We start from the raw sequence: 14623 nt of genomic DNA, 5'->3' as shown, positions 1-14623 counted from the left end.
TGGACTTCGAGCCTATGTCCGTCCCGCCGTCGAACGCCAGTGTTTGACGATTCAAATAGTGACCGCTCCGTGATCGTTGTGTGATGCAACCTTTACCTCCGTGTGCTTATGGTGGTCGCTGGCTACGCCGGGAGATCCGGCTAGGGTCACGGCTGAGTGATACGTAACCATGGTGAAGAAGGTCTTGATGTGCTGGAATTTGTAGGAGACAGGTTCAACCAGATCCTGTTCTCGAGTTGGCAACACATGAGCCTAGTGGTGCAGTGCCTCATTCTTGCCACAGTTCTCTCCGTGGCAATTGCAGCGCTGGTGTATCGCAGCGGCGCGCTGACGTCCCTGGCCAACAGTGTGTCTGCCGTCGGGCTAACCATTCCGTCCTTCGCGCTGATTGGCCTGCTCATCGCACCCTTCGGTTTCGGTGTGACACCGGCGGTGATCGTTGTGACCTTCTTTGCCACGTTGCCGATTTTGCGCAACGCCGTTGTCGGCCTCACCGGGATCGACAAGGGCGTCGTTGAATCCGCGCGCGGTATCGGCATGAGCAGGGTCCGCACGCTCGTCCAGGTGGAGCTCCCCATGGCCTGGCCTGTGATCCTGGCAGGAATCCGGGTATCCGCGCAGATGGTCATGGGCATCGCAGCCATCACCGCCTACTCGCTGGGCCCGGGACTCGGCGGCTTCATCTTCTCCGGCTTATCCCGGCTTGGCGGCGCGAATGCCGTCGAATCCGTGGTCACAGGCGTCGTCGCCGTGATCATTCTTGCCCTCATCCTTGACCTTCTACTCGTCGGCCTCGGCCGCATCACAACCCCGCGAGGTATCCGTGTCTGAGACCATCCAGAAGCCCGACAACACAGGTCCCGCAAGTACGGGAAATGCCGTCACCGGCGCAAGCATTCTGCTGGACAAGGTGACCAAACGCTATCCCGGTCAAGAGAAGCCCGCCGTCGACGGCCTCACCATGGAGATACCGGCGGGCAAGATCGTAATGCTGGTCGGTCCGTCCGGCTGCGGCAAGACGACCACGCTGAAGATGATCAACCGGCTGATCGAGCCGACCGAGGGCCGCATAGTCCTCGACGAGGATGACGTCACCGACATCGACGGCGACGCGCTCCGCCGGCGCATCGGTTACGTCATCCAGGCCGGCGGTCTGTTCCCGCACATGACGGTCGCCACGAACATCGGGATCGTCCCCAAGATGCTGGGCTGGAGCAAAGAGAAGATCGCGGCTCGCGTCGACGAACTCCTCGAACTGGTCTCCCTTGACCCCGCCACCTACCGCGACCGCTTCCCGAAAGAACTCTCGGGAGGTCAGCAGCAGCGCATCGGCGTAGCCCGCGCGCTAGCAGCGGACCCTCCGGTCCTGCTGATGGACGAACCTTTTGGGGCGGTTGACCCGATCACCCGGCAGCGGCTGCAGGATGAGCTCCTCAACATCCAGGAAGAGCTGCAGAAGACAATCGTCTGCGTGACCCACGACTTCGATGAGGCCGTGAAGCTGGGCGACTGGATCGCTATCTTCACCGAGGGCGCACAGTTGGTCCAGTACGACACCCCGGAGCGGATCCTCGCAGATCCCGCGAGCGAATTCGTCGAGAACTTCATCGGTTCCGGTGCCGGCCTGAAGCAGCTCACCCTCACGCGCGTTAACGAGGTAGAGCTGGCCGACGCCGTCGTCGCCGATATCGGCGACCTCGGCAGCGACGTACTCTCCCGGCTCGATGAGGCAGGCCACGACCACGCCGTGGTAGTCGATTCGCGACGCCGGCCCATCCAGTGGCTGACCCGACGGCAGCTCTCGCGCCTTGAGCGGGTGAACGACGACGTCGACGCCAAGCTTCCCGTGGTCGGTGACCGCGCCACCCTGAATGACGCGTTGGACACCATGCTGGTTTCGAGTGCCGGCGCCGCGCTCGTGACCGGCCGACGTGATGCGTTTCTTGGCGTGATCGACGTCGAAACGGTGATGGATGCCATCACCCGGGCGCATAAGCAGGCCATGACGGCGCACTCCGACGGGCGTCCGGTGGGCATCAACACCGGTACGCTCGACGCCGTTCAAGCGCAGTCTGCTTCAGTGGGGGAGCGCCCGGGTGAGTGACACAACAACCACGCAGCTATCACCGCCGCAGGCACCGGAGGAGACCGCCAAGGTCCATTCTGAGGTGAAGCGCCCCTCCTGGCGTCCGCTCATCTCCCAGTTGCTGGGCATCCTCGCGGTGTTCGGTGCTGTGGTGGCCTGGCTCCTGACAGCCGCCCTATCTGATGTTGAGCTGAACACCCTGGCACCGGACAAACTGCTCGGGAACGCGCTGGATCACCTGGTTCTGACCGCTGTATCCGCCCTCATCACGCTCCTGATCGCGATTCCGCTCGGGATCCTGCTCACGCGCACGGCGTTTCGACGCTTCACAGGCCCCGTGCTCGCGGTGGCGAATATCGGCCAGGCGGCGCCGGCGATCGGCCTCGTTGTGCTGCTGGCTATGGCTATTGGATTCGGTTTCACCGCCGCGATGATTGCACTGGTTCTCTACGCGATCCTGCCTGTCCTGCGGAACACCATGGTTGGCATCACGCAGGTCGACCAGCGTTTGGTTGAGGCAGGTCGCGGGATGGGGATGAGCGCCGCCTCCGTGCTGTTCAAGGTGGAGCTACCACTGGCCGTGCCGGTGATGCTTGCGGGTATCCGGACAGCCCTGGTGCTGTTGGTAGGCAGTGCGTCGCTCGCGGCCTTCATCAACGGTGGCGGCATGGGCATCCTCATCATCACGGGTGTGAACCTCAGCCTCACCACCGTCCTGGTCGCCGGGTCCATTCTGGTGGCCCTGCTTGCACTGTTTGTCGACTGGATCGGGCGCGTGGTCGAACACGTCGCCCGGCCGAAGGGACTCTAGATGCTTTTCTCCGCACTTCCCGGCGCCGTCCGCCGAGGCGCGGCAACCGCCGTCGTTCTCTCTGCCGGTCTCCTGGCAACGGGCTGTGGGCTGCAATCGGCCACCTCGTATGTTCCTGCTGCCGGGCCTGGCAGCATCACCGAGGTGGTCGACGGCGCGCCGCTGACCGTTACTTCCAAGAACTTCACCGAGCAGCTAATCCTCGGAAAGATTTCGGTCCTCGCAGCGCAGGCAGCGGGCTTCGATGTCACCGACCTCACCAACGTGCCGGGCAGCCAGCCGGTGCGCGAGCTGATGCTCTCCGGCCAGGCGGATGTCACCTGGGAGTACACCGGCACCGCCTGGCTCACCTACCTCGGTAAGAAGGAAGGTATCCCCGACCAGGAGGAGCAGTGGCAGGCGGTATACGAGGCTGACCTCGCCAACGGGCTGACCTGGGGCGAACCCGCTCCGCTGAACAACACCTACGCGCTCGCGGTGCGCAGCGAGGCCGTGGAGGAGCTCGGCGGCATCAGCACCATTTCGGAGATCGCCGAGCTGCCCGTGGAAGAGCGGACGTTCTGCGTGGAGGCTGAATTCAACTCGCGCCCTGACGGTCTGACACCGATGCTGGCGCACTACGGCATGGAGCGCGGTACGCCTGAAGGTGTGCCGGAGGACAACATCGGCATCTACGACACCGGCGCTGTGTACTCCGCCACGGACAACGGCGACTGCAACTTCGGCGAAGTGTTCTCCACGGACGGCCGGATCGACGCCCTGGACCTGACCATCCTCGAGGACGACCGCAGCTTCTTCCCCGCCTACAACGCCGCACCGGTGTACTACACGGAAACGCTTGAGGAATACCCTCAGCTTGCCGAGGTGTTCGGCCAGATTGCGCCGACGCTCACCGACGAAGCACTGCGGGAAATGAACCTCCTGGTCGACGTGGAGGGCGAGGAGCCGGCGGACGTGGCGTTCGACTTCATGGTGGAACAGGGCTTCATCACCGAGCCGGAGGGCCCGCTCGGCGAGGAGTAGATCTTGACGGGCTATCTGAACAAAGTCTGAACCGCACCAATCGAAGTAGCTGCCGCCCCTGCACCGACCACCGATGCGGTGATGACTCGTACAACTTTCTTGAAGCTGGTACCCGCTGTAGCCTTCACGATTTTTTCGGAGTGTTCTCCCGAATACACTTCAGCAAGGAGTCGCTGGGTTGTAAGTAACGACTCTTGAGCGGAGGCTTTTGTTCTTCTGCCATCTCTAGCGTTGTGCTCGATAATCGTCAAATATTCGTTCGTTCGATTCCAAGCCGCCCGGCACTGGATACAAACTTGAGGCAGCTCCTGGAGAACCTGTGGTGCACATGCATGCTCGAGCTCTCCTCGAATGCGTTAGCGACCGCCATCAGAGCTCTCGCATGCATCGCGAATGATTCGACGGGCATCGTTGCGTGGTAAAGGTGCTCCAACACGAAAGCAATTATCAGCCCAACCAACAGACCGCCGGGTAGCGCGAAGATGAAGAGAACCCGGTTCTCGCTTATTACGCCATGTGCCATGAGTAAGCAACATACAGTCATGCCGACAGCCATCGCGTTCACGAAGAAAAGGGTTTGTCGTTGCGTTGATAGATGAGCCAGCATTCGGTATTGGTCGGGGCGTGTCACCGGGAGTGGGGACTCGTTCTCGTAACCGAGGTTGATCGGCAAGAGTTGGAGTGGCGTTTTACTGCGTTCGGGTAGGTACCTCCGCGTGAACCACACGAACGTCATCCGAACGATCACAGCAACGAACAGCAGTGCTAGAACCCAGTACAAAGCGACTGCCGTCCACAGAACAATTTCCAAGATTTCCCCTCCAACGAAGCGCGAGACAACTTTCGAGGAGATCCTATTTGCCGGTGACGACGTTTTGCTTGCAGGGCAGCTAAAGCCCGAGCCCTGCCGCTACCGAATTCCACGCCCACGCGAGTGACCCCGCGATCACGACGGCGAAGAGCACCAGCCACGCAACGGCCGGGACACCAGTGGAGCGGTGCAAGAGGTGGGCGTCTGATTGTCCGCGCTCCCGCCGTCGTCGTACGTGGACTGCGGCGACCTTGCCGAGGTCGCGTACCGCGCCGACCAGCAGCGCAATCCCAAGGGCCACAACAACGTGGCCGGTGAATTCGGGCGGCACCCCCAACACCAGAACGGTGGATACCGCCACCGAGCCCAGCAGGATCAACACGCCGCCCGCGTTGCGAATGAATAGCAGCGACACGAGCAGCACCAGCGCCCCCACCGACAGCGCAGCCGGCGCCCAGCCCGCGAAACCTGCCCAGACCAGAACGGCACCGACGACGGCGGGTGCCGGGTAGCCCCAGAAGCTCACCCAGGCGGTCCGCCAGCCGGGGCGGCCGAACGACGTCGTGAGTCCGGAATGGTCGAAGTTCAGGCGGATGCCGGTCACCCGGCGGCCGGTCATCAGCGCAGCGAAGGCATGGCCAAGTTCGTGTACGACGGTGCTGAAGAGCCCGAAATAGCGCCACGTTGCCAGGGGAATCGACAGTGCCGCCGCGATGAGCAGGATGATCCCCACCTCGGTCAGGCTCAACTCGGGCGGCTGGCTCCGGGTAAAGCCCGCCAGAATCCGATTCCACCACTGCGCTATCAGTTCCACCTGACGGATGGTACGCGACCGTGCTGGGTGCTCTCCGCGCTGATTCCGTGCAGGTATGACGAGCTACAGCGGCGTGTTGCTCACGACACGCCGCTGTTCGCCGGGCAGTGGGCGGCAGACCTGCACGAAATCGCGCGGGACACGGAACGAAGCAAGCCAGCACCACAACGACAGCGAATTACTTATGCACGGCGGGACGACGGCGAAGTATTAACAGACTCGCCGTGTGATGTTCATCTCTTGGCAGGAATCTCTCTGCTTTGATGAAGGTTAAATGAAGTGAAAGCTATTCGAGCTATCGAGAAGGCGATCATGAACTTCCGGACGGCCGAGCATCCGCGGCCGCAGCATTTCATCCTGCACATGAGCGACACCCACCTGGTGGGCGGGGCCGAACCACTCTACGGGGTGGTGGACAGCGAGGCCCGGCTCCGGCAGATCTTCACCGAACTGGAAGCCTCCGGCTGCAGGCCCGAGGCGCTTGTATTCACCGGCGATCTCGCGGATAAGGGCGAGGCGCAGGCCTACGCGAAGCTCCGCGCGATCGTGGAGCCGGCAGCCCACAAGCTCGGCGCGGAGGTGATCTGGGCGATGGGTAACCACGATGACCGAGCAACCTTCCGCACCGAGCTCCTCGGCCAGCCGGCCGACGCCGCGCCTGTTGACCGCAGCTACCTGGTCAACGGCCTGCGCATCATCACGCTGGATTCCACGGTTCCGGGGCACCACCACGGCGAGATCAGCCACGAGCAACTGGTCTGGCTGGCCAACGAACTGCTCACCCCCGCGCCGGCCGGGACCATCCTCGCCCTGCACCACCCGCCGGTGCCCTGCATCCAGGATCTGTCGGTCCTGGTGGAGCTGCGCGACCAAAGCCGGCTCGCCGACGTCGTGCGCGGTACCGACGTCCGCGCCATTCTGGCCGGTCACCTGCACTACTCAACCAGCGCCCTTTTCGCGGGCATCCCGGTGTCGGTGGCCTCGGCCACCTGCTACACGCAGGACCTGGCGTACGACGACGGCGGCACCCGCGGCCGCGACGGTGCGCAGGCTTATAACCTGGTCCACGTGTATGAGGACACCGTGGTCAATTCGGTGGTGCCCATCGGCACCCACAAGGCAGTCGGAGAGACCGTGCCGCGTGAAGAGACGCGCCGCCGCCTTGAAGCCGCCGGTGTACGGATTGAAGACGCGGCGCCCGCACGCGAGCTGACGGGCGTCTGACCTACTTCTCCCAGGGCGCTTTCACAGGGAAGTACTTCTCCAGGAAATCCGTGACAGCTTTTGCCCGCTCCTCGGCGGGGACTTCGGGGAAGCTGCCGTCGTTGAGGCAGAACAGGTCCGCGTTCCGCTTGTCCAGCAGTTTGTGCAATCTGCGCAGCCCGGAGCGCATGGTTGTGTCGATGTACTTGACCCTCGCCGATTCCTGCGTCACCGCACGGCCGGTCAGCAGTGCGTAGTAGTGGTACAGCGAATTGGTGACGGAGATGTTGTCTTTCGCACGGAACGTGGAGGCGGCCGTCGAGGCGAACTCCTCAGCGAACTCCTCTTCCATCTCGAACAGCACGCTCTTGCGCAGCGGAGCCGCCGTGTGCTCGAGGTGGCGGGTGGTGATGCGGCCAAAACGCTCATGCAGCAGGCGCCGGTTCACCCGGGCAGCGTTTTCGAAGCCGCTGCGTTCGGCGTCGTTCTCGCCCAGCCCGATCCGGGTGTCTGCCTGGATGAACTTGGTGATCCCGCCGGGGGAGTAGAACATGTCCGGCCCAACAGGACGGCCGAAGAACATGTCGTCATTGGAGTAAAGGAAGTATTCCGAGAGGCCCGGAATGTGGTGGAGCTGGGCTTCCACGGCCTGCGAATTGTGCGTGGGCAGCACGGACGGGTCCTTGAAATGCTCCTCTGATCGGACCAGCGTCACCGAGGGATGCTCCGCGAGCCACTCCGGGCGGTCCGAGTCCGTTGCGATGAAAATCCGGCGGACCCACGGCGCAAACATGTATACCGAGCGCAGCGCGTACTTCAGCTCATCGATCTGCCGGTAGCGTGCCTCGTGGTCATCGCCCTCGCCTACGACGGCATCCTTCATGCGGGCGGCGCGTGCGGCCAGGTACTCCGGGGAACTGCCGTCCACCCAGGAGAAGACGAGGTCAATCTCGAAGTCGATGTCCGTGGCGTGATCCGCGAACATGTTGTCGATGGTGGGCCACACGAGGCCATGCCGGGTGACCGAGCCTCGCACCACTTCGTTGGACGGCAAGGTGCGCCGGGTCAGGGAGTTTTCCATCGGCAGCACAATGTGGTTCCCGTCGAGGGACCACAGCTCTATCTGCACGCCCGCCGAGGGACCGAAGGTCAGGCCGCCGATCGGCTCGATGCGCGGCCGGAACAACCGGAAGATACGGGCTTTGTCACTGGGCGAAAGGGAGCCGTCAGCGACAAGGAGGGTGGTACGCCGCTTCGTGTCCACGGTGCGGGAGTAGAAGGGCTCGTTCCGGCAGGCCTCCACGAGGGCAACCCTTAGTTGCTCGCGGTATTTCAGGTCGATGGCGACTACCGGACGTTCGTCATTGCCGCGCACCAGCAGGTACTCGATTCCGGCGCGCTCCAGCGCTTCCCGGATGAACAGCAGATCCTCCACCATCGCCTGATGCGGCGTTGTATCGGTGTTGATGAGGGCGAACCGGCGCTTGACTGTAGTGATGTCGTCGCGGTCGTTCAGTCGTTCAACGGCGGCGGTGGAGGCGGATTCGAGGAGTTCGACGTCGTTCTCCACTTCGGGGGCGCCGAAGTACACATCATGCTGGGCGGCGGTATCTGTAATGGGATCCTCCATCGGGGAAAGTTCAGCGGGGTCGGCACGGCAGGCTGAGCGGCTTGCGCGGGTGCTGCTCCAATGATAAGCCTGCCTAGGAGAAGCCCCCGCATGCTACCGCGGAGGCTCTACAACGAAAGGGCACCATGGCCAGGCACACCTTTACCAACCTGCTCAGCAAGCAGGTCGGCAACGAATTCGCCGCATCCCAGCAGTACCTTGCCATCGCGGTGTGGTTCGACGGACAGGACCTTCCCCGGCTTGCCGCTCACTTCTATCGGCAGTCCCTCGAGGAGCGGAATCATGGACTGATGTTGGTGCAATACATGCTGGACCGCGGTCATGAGGTGCAGATCCCCGGCGTCGAGGAAGTGCGGAACACCTTCTCTTCCGTGGAGGATCCAGTAGCGCTCGCACTCTCGCAGGAGAAGCAGGTAACCCGGGATATCGAGGCGCTGTTTGCCCAGGCACGCTCGGAGAATGATGCGCTCGGTGAGCAGTTCATGCTGTGGTTCCTCAAGGAGCAGGTCGAGGAAGTGGCGTCGATGTCCACGCTGCTGGCCATCGTGCAGCGCGCGGACAACCTGTTCGACGTCGAGAACTTCCTCGCCCGGGAGGTCGTGGGCGACGCCGGTAATGACCCGAATATGCCGCCCACGGCCGGCGGCGCGCTGTAGCCATGGAGACCTTCCCCATGGACTGGCAGCGGGCGCTGGTCCTGATGGCTCACCCTGATGACGCCGAGTACGGCACGTCCGCCGCCGTCGCCGAATGGATCGCGCAGGGCAAAGAGGTACGTTACGTTCTTGCCACCAGGGGCGAAGCCGGAATCGCCGGAATGCCGCCCAGTGAGAGCGGCCCGGCCCGCGAGATTGAGCAGCGCGCCGCCTGCGACCGGGTGGGAGTTGAGGTCCTGGAATTCATGGACTATCCTGACGGCCGGATCACGGAGTCGCTACAGCTCCGCCGCGATCTGGCGGCGGTCATCCGCCGGCACCAGCCCGACGGCGTCGTCACCCTGAACCACGGCGACTCCTGGGGCCCAGGCACCTGGAATTCCGAGGATCACCGGGCGCTGGGGCGCTCGGTTCTCAACGCGGTGGCGGACGCGGCGAATGAGTGGATCTTCCCTGACCTTGACGGCCCGCCCCACAAGGTCAAGTGGACGGCGATCATGAGCATGAATCCCACGCACGCCACGCCGGTCAGCGAGGAGAGCGTCGAAAAAGCGATCCTGTCCCTTGCCGCACACGAGCAGTACCTCCGCGCCCTGGACAGCCGGCCCGTAGAGGAGCAGGCCACCGAGCAGGTGCGCTGGGCGACAGGGCGCGGCGAGGGCGGTCCGAGCGTCGGGTTCGAGCTGATCGGCCTCTAGAACCCTTCATCGAGCGGGAGCTGAGGACCATCTTCCGACGGGAGCGTGGTTCTCAGCGCCCACTCGATTCGAGCGAAGGCGCCTCGACGGCATAGAACCGCCGCGTATCCTGCAGCAGCGCCGGATACGCAAAATCCGTGCGCCGCAGCCAGCCCGAGAAATCGATGCGTCGCCGCGCCGCCTGGGCGCCGTCGTCGTCCGTTGAAAGCGCACCCAGCGTGCCCGTCTGCAGCCGGGCGCCACCATCAACGACGACGGCGGCAGCGTCCCCATCGCGCGCAAGCGCGGTGAATGCCGTGTACTGTCGCGACCACTTGGGCACGGCCCTACCGGCCGGGGGATGGTTCGGAAGGTGCAGCGTGTCGCCGTCGGAAATGTCCACCGGTCCATGCCAGATCCACAAACGCTCGCCGACCGGCTCAACTGGAATCAGCTCGAGCTCGGGCTCCGGCCAGGTGTAGGGCAGGTTCTCGGGGATGCCGGGGAACCGGTCCCGGTAGAAGTCCGGCGCCTTCTGGATCAGGTTGGACTGGTGGCTCAGATGCACCTCCGTCTGACCGAGCCACGGCGGCATCGCCGGCTCCGGCCCGGTCCCGGCGTTGAACGCCGCAGCGGAATCCGGTGCGAACTCGCTGATCAAGCCGGCCGTGCTGTCCGCGTGACCGCGCGAGACCCACTCCCGGACCATCGCCAATCCGTACACCGTGAGGGCTGGGACGTAACCCATCCACATGCGGGTGGCGGGGTGGCGTCGCCAGCCGTAATCGGGCAGCACGAGGGCCCGGAGGACCTGCAGGGTCTCGACCCGTTGTTTTCCGAGCCGTGCCTGGTCCAGCACTGCCGCGCTTGCTGCGAAGTCGGGATAGGGCAGGAAGGTCTGCATGCGGCCAGTGTGCCACATGTCCTAAGCCTGCTTCCTATCGCACAGTGCGGTAGCGTCCGGAATGCGTTCTGCTGTTCAGGTCGATAGCTTCGGCGTAGTAGGACACCAGTTGCTCGCACAGCACCGGCCAGGTGCGTCCCTGAACCGCTGAGTACGCGGCCCTGCCAAAGGCCCGGCGCTTGGTGTCATCACCCAGCAGGTCCATGACGCCGGCGTGCAACTGGTTCAGCTTTCCCGGTTCATACAGCCAGCCGGTCCGTGAGGAATCGACCAGGTCCAGCGGGCCGCCACGTCCGGTCGCCACCACAGGTACTCCGGAAGCCATGGCTTCCTGAATGGTCTGGCAGAACGTCTCCGATTCACCCGGATGCACGAAGACATCGAACGAGGCCATGATCCGAGCCAGTTCGTTCCCGGTCTGGAAGCCGGCAAAAACGGCTCCGGGCAGCTTCCGCCTCAGCGAATCCTTGGCCGGTCCTGACCCGACGATCACCAGTCGAGTGCCCGGGATGGCGTCCAGCCCTGCGAGGTCCTCCACCTGCTTCTCGGCAGCCAACCGGCCCACGTACCCGATGATCCGAGACCCCACCGGTGCCACCGAACGCCGCCACTGCCCGTCCCGCTTCGCCGGAGTGAAACGGGCGGTGTCCACCCCGCGGCGCCACAGCCGCAACCGGGGAATGCCGCGGTTCCCCAATTGCTCCAATGCGAACGACGACGGCGCCAGCGTCAGCGTGGAACCGGCGTGGATGTTCTCTACCCGCTGCCACAGCACGTTCTCCAGCCAGGGCACGCCGTAGCGGGAGGCGTAGGCGGGTATCTCCGTCTGGTAGACGGACACGGTCGTCAGTCCCAATTGGTTCGCGGCCTGAACCGCCCGCCACCCGAGCACAAAAGGGGAAGCGATATGGACGACGTCGGGTGCGAAGTCTGCGAGAATCCGGCGGACCCTTGCAACCGTTCCCGCGGCCAACCGCACGGTCGGGTAGCCCTTCAGCGGGAACGAAGGCAGGGGAATTACCGGGTAGCCCTCGACCGTCGCAAGGGATTTCTCGTCCGACCACGACGACGACGGCGCGATCACCAATACCTCGTCGCCCCGGCTGCGCAGGTGCTCCAGCACCTTCAACAGGGAGTGTGTAACCCCGTTCATGTGCGGAAGGAAAGATTCGGCAACCACTGCGACTCTCACGCCACAGATCCTGCCAGCGGCGTCTGTGCACCCGGCGAGCAGGAGGTTGCATCCCGGTGAACAGTGCCTTTAGTACGCGGTGTACTGCTCTCCGACGGGGAGCTCCAGGTCCAGCCGGTTGTCAGGGCCGGGCAGGGGACAGGCCCACGCTTCGTCGTAAGCACAGGAGGGGTTGTACGCGAAGTTCAGGTCAACGATCAGGCGCCCCTCGCGCTCGCCGAGATGTGCTCCCTTGACCGTGTCCAGCAGGTACCGCCCGCCGCCATAGCTTCCGCCGGCGCCGGACGAGCCGTCCCGGAGCGGCAGGAAGAGGCCGCCGCCGTAGGACTTCAACCGCCATAGCGCCAACGATCCGACGCCGTCCAACACCACGCTCCCCAGCCGGGCGAACGGCACTACGCCGTCAGTTCCGGTGGGAACCTCCATCAGCTGACCGGCGCCGTCGTCGTCGATCGCCGCCTCGAACCGGTAATCGGCGTTGTAGGCCGCCACTGTGAGGCCGGTGAACCGTGTGCGTGCCTCGGACGGAAGGGGCGACGCCGGATGGCTGGCGAACAGGCGGTCCCGCTCGGTGCGCCAGTGGGCGTGGGCGAGCGCCGGCGATCCGTCCGCTGCGGCGTCCCGAACCTCCCGGTACAGGGCGAACACCCGACGACGCCAGTCTGCCGTGTGCAGGGCCGTTGCTGCATGGTTCATGTTGCCACCCTAACGGTTGCCTCGGCGTACTGTATCTAGGGTGACGATTGCCCTTTTCCTGTTGGTCCTCGGCCTCATTCTGGTCGGTGCCGTTGCGCAGCGCATTGCGGGGCTGGGTTTCGCGCTACTCGTGTCCCCTTTCCTGGTGCTGATCCTCGGCCCGCACGAGGGCGTGCTGCTGATCAACATCTGCGGCGTGGTTTCCTCCGCGCTGATCGTTCCCCGGGTGTGGCGGGACATCGACTGGAGCATGTTCCGCTGGCTCACCGTCCCCGCCGTGTTCGGTTCCGTGCCCGGCTCGATTGCCGCCGCAGCCCTTCCCAGCGCTCCGCTCGCGGTGACCGTCGGCGCCGTAGTGCTTGTGGCGTTGACGCTCTCACTGGTGATGCAGCGCTCCTCGGTGGTGGTTACCGGCAACGTGCCCAAGGCGGTCGCGGGGATATCTGCGGGGCTCACCAACTCGATGGCCGGGGTCGGAGGGCCGGCCGTGAGCGCCTATGCGCTGCTGTCCCGCTGGCCGCAGCGGCCCTTCGCCGCCACTCTGCAGCCCTTCTTCGCCGTCATAGGAACGGTGACCGTCACTGTGAAGCTGCTGATCGATCCCACGCAGGTACCTCCGCTGGATGCCTGGATGTGGGTGGTGATTCCGCTGACCATTGTCGTGGGAATCTTCGCCGGCGAGCAGCTGGCCCGCTTCATCCGCGACCGGCACGCCCGTTTCGCGGTCATCATCATCGCGTTCCTGGGGGCGGCAACGGCGTTCGTGAACGGGATTCTCGACCTCGTCGGCTAGCGTCCGCGTGAGCCAGCTCGCCCGAGTCGTTGAGGGGCTCCCGCCCATCCCGGTGGCACCATTGAAGGGATGAGACTTCCCACCAAACCCCGAGCTGTGCCGATGCCCCTGTGGCTGCAGGGCGCGTTCGAACTGGGGCAGGCAGCGGTGGTCTCAGCGCTGGTCGTCGTGATTCCCCTGGCCGGTGTCTGGCTGACCGGCGGCTTCGCTGCCAGGGAGGCTCTGGGAACCCTTCGGCTTGCCTCCCAGGCGTGGCTCGTGATCCACGGAGTACCCCTGGAAATCACCCTGCCCGACGGCGGGACGGGCACCCTCTGGGTGGTCCCGCTCGCGCTCACACTTCTTCCGTTCCTGCTGGCGTGGCGCGCCGGGCGCAGGCTTGCCCGCGCCTCCTACACGGACCAGCTGTGGCAGGCGCTCCTCGGCGCACTCGTGGTGTACGCCGCGTTTGGGTTCGGTGCGGCCTTTCTAGCCGACGACGGCGCCACCTCGGCTTCACCTGCTGCCGGTGCTTCGGTGCCCCTCATCGCGGCAGGTCTCGGCATGATCATCGGTGCTTACCGGGAGGCGGGATCCTGGGGGAGGCTTATCGGGGTCGATCTCGCTGAATGGATCTCAACCACCAGCCAGCATTCCCGCTGGGCCGGCTCTTACGTATGGTCCGCGGTCAGGGCCTCGTTCCTGGCCGTTGTCGCCGCGCTCGGCTTGGCCGCTCTCCTGCTCGCTGTAACACTGGCAATTCACTGGGCCAGCATCGCAACCATCTACGAGCGGCTGGACGCGGGGATAGTTGGCGGGGCAGTGGTCACCATCGGTGAGTTGGGTTTCCTTCCGAACCTCGCCATCTGGACGCTCTCCTGGTCCTCCGGTGCGGGGTTTGCGCTTGGAACCGGCAGTTCCATTACGCCGCTGGCAACAACGGCTGGCCCGCTTCCGGCCGTCCCGATTCTCGGCGCCGTGCCGTCAGGAACGCTGGACTATGGAATGGCGGCCCTCGCGCTGCCGGTCGTGGCAGGGGTGCTCGCGGGTTTGTGGTTCTTCCGGGAAGGCGAGAACCATTTCGATGAGTGGCTGCAGCTGAAGGTGCGTGCGAGGTGGTTCACGGCAACGGCCTCCACGCTCACCCTCGGTGCCTTCATCGGCGTCATGGCAGGGCTGGGTGTTGCCGTGCTCGCATTGCTTTCCGGTGCGTCGGCGGGCATCGGGCGGTTCGTTGAGCTTGGACCGGACCCGATGTGGACGGGACTGTGGGTGGCCGCTGAGGTGGCTGTCGGCGTCGTCGTCGGTTATGCGGCAGGTCCGCTGCTGGAGCGCGAGAACGGGTAGA

15 protein-coding genes are annotated in these 14623 nt (G+C 64.5%); 9 read left to right on the top strand and 6 right to left on the bottom strand.

Annotated elements, in window-relative coordinates:
* Positions 1–51: 51 nt before the first annotated feature.
* Positions 52–243, bottom strand: coding sequence for a hypothetical protein (locus ACX80C_RS15385; RefSeq protein WP_459327327.1), 192 nt, complete (start codon positions 241–243; stop codon positions 52–54).
* Positions 244–246: 3 nt separating this feature from the next.
* Between ACX80C_RS15385 and ACX80C_RS15380 the strand changes: the two genes are divergently transcribed.
* From ACX80C_RS15380 to ACX80C_RS15365, 4 genes are all read left to right on the top strand, one after another.
* Entirely contained in the window at positions 247–831 is a 585-nt protein-coding gene (locus ACX80C_RS15380) for an ABC transporter permease (RefSeq protein WP_209067344.1), read from the top strand.
* Positions 824–2104, top strand: a complete 1281-nt coding sequence (locus ACX80C_RS15375; protein WP_459327326.1) for an ATP-binding cassette domain-containing protein — start codon at positions 824–826, stop codon at positions 2102–2104. The genes ACX80C_RS15380 and ACX80C_RS15375 overlap by 8 nt, the downstream gene beginning before the upstream one ends.
* 64 nt (positions 2105–2168) lie before the next feature.
* Positions 2169–2897: an ABC transporter permease gene (locus ACX80C_RS15370; protein WP_459327367.1), complete on the top strand. Its 729-nt coding sequence runs from the start codon at positions 2169–2171 to the stop codon at positions 2895–2897.
* Entirely contained in the window at positions 2898–3920 is a 1023-nt protein-coding gene (locus tag ACX80C_RS15365) for a glycine betaine ABC transporter substrate-binding protein (RefSeq protein ID WP_459327325.1), read from the top strand.
* A gap of 890 nt (positions 3921–4810) precedes the next feature.
* Here ACX80C_RS15365 and ACX80C_RS15360 read toward each other — a convergent pair.
* Complete coding sequence (locus tag ACX80C_RS15360; protein WP_459327324.1) at positions 4811–5545, bottom strand: M50 family metallopeptidase; 735 nt, start codon at positions 5543–5545, stop codon at positions 4811–4813.
* Positions 5546–5857: 312 nt separating this feature from the next.
* On the opposite strand from ACX80C_RS15360, the gene ACX80C_RS15355 reads away from it, so the two are divergent.
* Complete coding sequence (locus ACX80C_RS15355) at positions 5858–6769, top strand: phosphodiesterase (protein ID WP_459327366.1); 912 nt, start codon at positions 5858–5860, stop codon at positions 6767–6769.
* A 1-nt stretch (position 6770) separates the two neighbouring features.
* Here the strand turns inward: ACX80C_RS15355 and ACX80C_RS15350 are convergent, their stop codons facing one another.
* The gene (locus ACX80C_RS15350) at positions 6771–8378 is read right to left on the bottom strand and encodes a stealth family protein (RefSeq protein ID WP_459327323.1); all 1608 of its coding nucleotides are present in this window, start codon (positions 8376–8378) and stop codon (positions 6771–6773) included.
* A 125-nt stretch (positions 8379–8503) separates the two neighbouring features.
* On the opposite strand from ACX80C_RS15350, the gene ACX80C_RS15345 reads away from it, so the two are divergent.
* Positions 8504–9034 carry a ferritin gene (locus ACX80C_RS15345; RefSeq protein WP_459327322.1) on the top strand — a complete coding sequence of 177 codons (531 nt, stop codon included), beginning with the start codon at positions 8504–8506 and terminating at the stop codon, positions 9032–9034.
* Positions 9035–9051: 17 nt separating this feature from the next.
* Entirely contained in the window at positions 9052–9732 is a 681-nt protein-coding gene (locus tag ACX80C_RS15340; RefSeq protein WP_459327321.1) for a PIG-L deacetylase family protein, read from the top strand.
* Positions 9733–9784: 52 nt separating this feature from the next.
* Here ACX80C_RS15340 and ACX80C_RS15335 read toward each other — a convergent pair whose 3' ends face one another.
* The 3 genes from ACX80C_RS15335 to ACX80C_RS15325 form a co-directional block, all read right to left on the bottom strand.
* Positions 9785–10615, bottom strand: coding sequence for an MSMEG_6728 family protein (locus ACX80C_RS15335; protein ID WP_459327320.1), 831 nt, complete (start codon positions 10613–10615; stop codon positions 9785–9787).
* Positions 10616–10649: 34 nt separating this feature from the next.
* On the bottom strand, positions 10650–11807 hold the full coding sequence (locus ACX80C_RS15330) for a glycosyltransferase family 4 protein (protein ID WP_459327319.1): 1158 nt from the start codon (positions 11805–11807) through the stop codon (positions 10650–10652).
* A gap of 69 nt (positions 11808–11876) precedes the next feature.
* Complete coding sequence (locus ACX80C_RS15325) at positions 11877–12503, bottom strand: DUF1684 domain-containing protein (RefSeq protein WP_459327318.1); 627 nt, start codon at positions 12501–12503, stop codon at positions 11877–11879.
* 40 nt (positions 12504–12543) lie between these two features.
* Here ACX80C_RS15325 and ACX80C_RS15320 point away from each other — a divergent pair, with 40 nt between their 5' ends.
* A complete protein-coding gene (locus ACX80C_RS15320) occupies positions 12544–13296 on the top strand; it encodes a TSUP family transporter (protein ID WP_459327317.1) in 753 nt (250 codons plus the stop codon).
* Positions 13297–13365: 69 nt separating this feature from the next.
* Entirely contained in the window at positions 13366–14622 is a 1257-nt protein-coding gene (locus ACX80C_RS15315; RefSeq protein ID WP_459327316.1) for a cell division protein PerM, read from the top strand.
* Position 14623 lies beyond the last annotated feature (1 nt).

It is taken from the genome of Arthrobacter tecti, assembly GCF_054511355.1.
The sequence above is the reverse complement of the archived record's forward strand: the minus strand, read 5'-3'. Positions and strand labels throughout refer to the sequence as shown.